General features: G+C 72.0%; 2 protein-coding genes. Both read left to right on the top strand.

From position 1 onward, the window contains the following. Window positions 1-1,675 (top strand): FAD-binding protein (locus ACO1BU_RS37060; protein WP_424140854.1); only part of this gene is annotated, 1,675 nt, incomplete at its 5' end. Further along, window positions 1,672-2,004: 2Fe-2S iron-sulfur cluster-binding protein (locus ACO1BU_RS37065; protein WP_424140855.1), on the top strand; the 333-nt coding region annotated here is incomplete at its 3' end. The genes ACO1BU_RS37060 and ACO1BU_RS37065, both read left to right, overlap by 4 nt.

The raw sequence follows: 2,004 nt of genomic DNA on the forward strand, positions 1-2,004 counted from the left end.
CATGCAAACCGACGTTCTCGTCATCGGGGCGGGTGGTGCCGGGCTTTATGCGGCCATCGAGGCGGCGCGCTCGGGCGCGGAGGTCCTGGTGCTGGACCGTTCCCTGATCGGGCGCGGCGGCGCGACGGTGATGGCGCAGATGACGGTTGCCGCGGCGATCGGCACGGAGCAGCCGGACGACTGGACGCATCATTTCCGCGACACCCTGGCCGCCGGCCGCGGCCTCTGCGACCCGCGCCTCGCCCGCCTTCTCTGCGAGGATGGCGTCGAGGTCATCCGGGAGATGGAGAGCTGGAAGGTCGGCTGGGCGCGGCACCCCGATGGCCGCATCCGCCAGGCCTTCGCGCCCGGCCATGACCGCCCGCGCTGCGTCTATGTGGATTTCCTCAGCACAGGCCCCGCCGTCTCCCGCACGCTCCGCACCCAGGCCCAGCGCCAGCAGGGCATTCGCCGCATCGGCGAGATGCTGGTGACCGATCTGGTCGTCTCCGGGGGCCGCGTGCAGGGGGCGGTAGCGCTCGACCTCGCCCATGGCCTGCCCGTCACCATCGCGGCCGGCGCCACCATCATCGCGACCGGTGGCCTGACCCGCCTCTACCGCCGCAACAGCGCCTCCTCCAACATGGCCGGCGATGGCTATGCCCTGGCGCTGCGCGCCGGCGCCGCGCTGATCGACATGGAATTCGTGCAGTTCTTCCCGATCGGCCATCTCGCGCCACGCATGATCGGCATGGACCCGATCATGTGGGACCCCTTCCGCTACAAGCTCGGCGGCCGCCTGCTGAACGGGCAGATGGAGGAGTTCGTGGACCGCTATGGCAGCACGGATTCCGGCAAATACGTCACCACCCGCGACCTCGCGACCTATGCCATCACCAAGGAGGTGGCCGCCGGGCGCGGATCGCCGGCCGGCGGCGCCTGGCTCAGCTTCGAGCATGTGCCCGAGGCCGTGCTGCGCGAGAATTTCGGCCCGGTGATCGACCGCCTGGCCGCCAATGGCATCGACCTGACCAGGACCCCGATCGAGGTGGCGCCGATCGCCCACTACCATATGGGCGGCATCCGGGTGGACACGCGCATGGGCACCGGCATCCCCGGCCTCCTCGCCGCCGGGGAGGCGGTGGGCGGGGCGAATGGCGCCAACCGCCTCTCGGGCAATGCCATCACGGAAGCGCTCGCCTTCGGCCGCGTCGCGGGGCGGGAAGCCGCCGCCATCGCCCGGCGCGACGGCATCGCCTGGAACGAGGCGGCCGCCCGCGAGGCCCTGGCCCTGGCCGGTGCCGCCGGCCCGGCCCGCCCGGGCCAGAACACCGCGGCCCAGTTCCGCCGCCTGCAGGACATCATGGCCGATGATGTCGGCCCCTTCCGCACCGCCGCCGGCCTCGCCCGCGCCGCCGAAAGGCTGGAAGCCCTGGCCGCCGAGCTGGGCGAGACCCCGCCGGGCCAGGCCCTGCCACATGATCTGGCGCGCGCCGACTGGTTCGACCTGCGGGCTGCGCTGCTCGTCGCACAGGCGGTGATCCTCTCCGCCACCGCCCGCACCGAAAGCCGCGGCGCCCATCAGCGCGAGGACTATCCCGGCCTCGATCCGGCCTGGGAGACGAACCAGCTGCTGACCCTGGAAGGTGGCGCGCTGCGGATCGAGCGGCGCGCGGTGGTGCAGGAGGCGGCATGAGCGTCGCGGTTCTCGACATCCGGCGCGGCACGGCGGGGGAGGAACCCCGGCGCCAGCGCTATGAGGTGCCCTTCCAGCCCGGCCATTCCGTGCTGGACGGGCTGCGCTGGATCCGCGAGCACGAGGATCCCTCGCTCGCCATGCGCTATGCCTGCCTGAACGCGAACGCCTGCAAGGAATGCATGATGCTGCTGGACGGCAGCGTGATCTATGCCTGCACGGCACGGCTGGAGGAACGCGACATGCGCCTCGACCCCCTCCCCAACAAACCCCTCCTGCGCGACCTCGCCACCTCCATCGCTCCGCCAGACGAAAGACCGCCCGAGCCG

Source organism: Roseomonas chloroacetimidivorans (assembly GCF_049629625.1).
Taxonomy (GTDB): Bacteria; Pseudomonadota; Alphaproteobacteria; order Acetobacterales; family Acetobacteraceae; genus Roseomonas; species Roseomonas chloroacetimidivorans.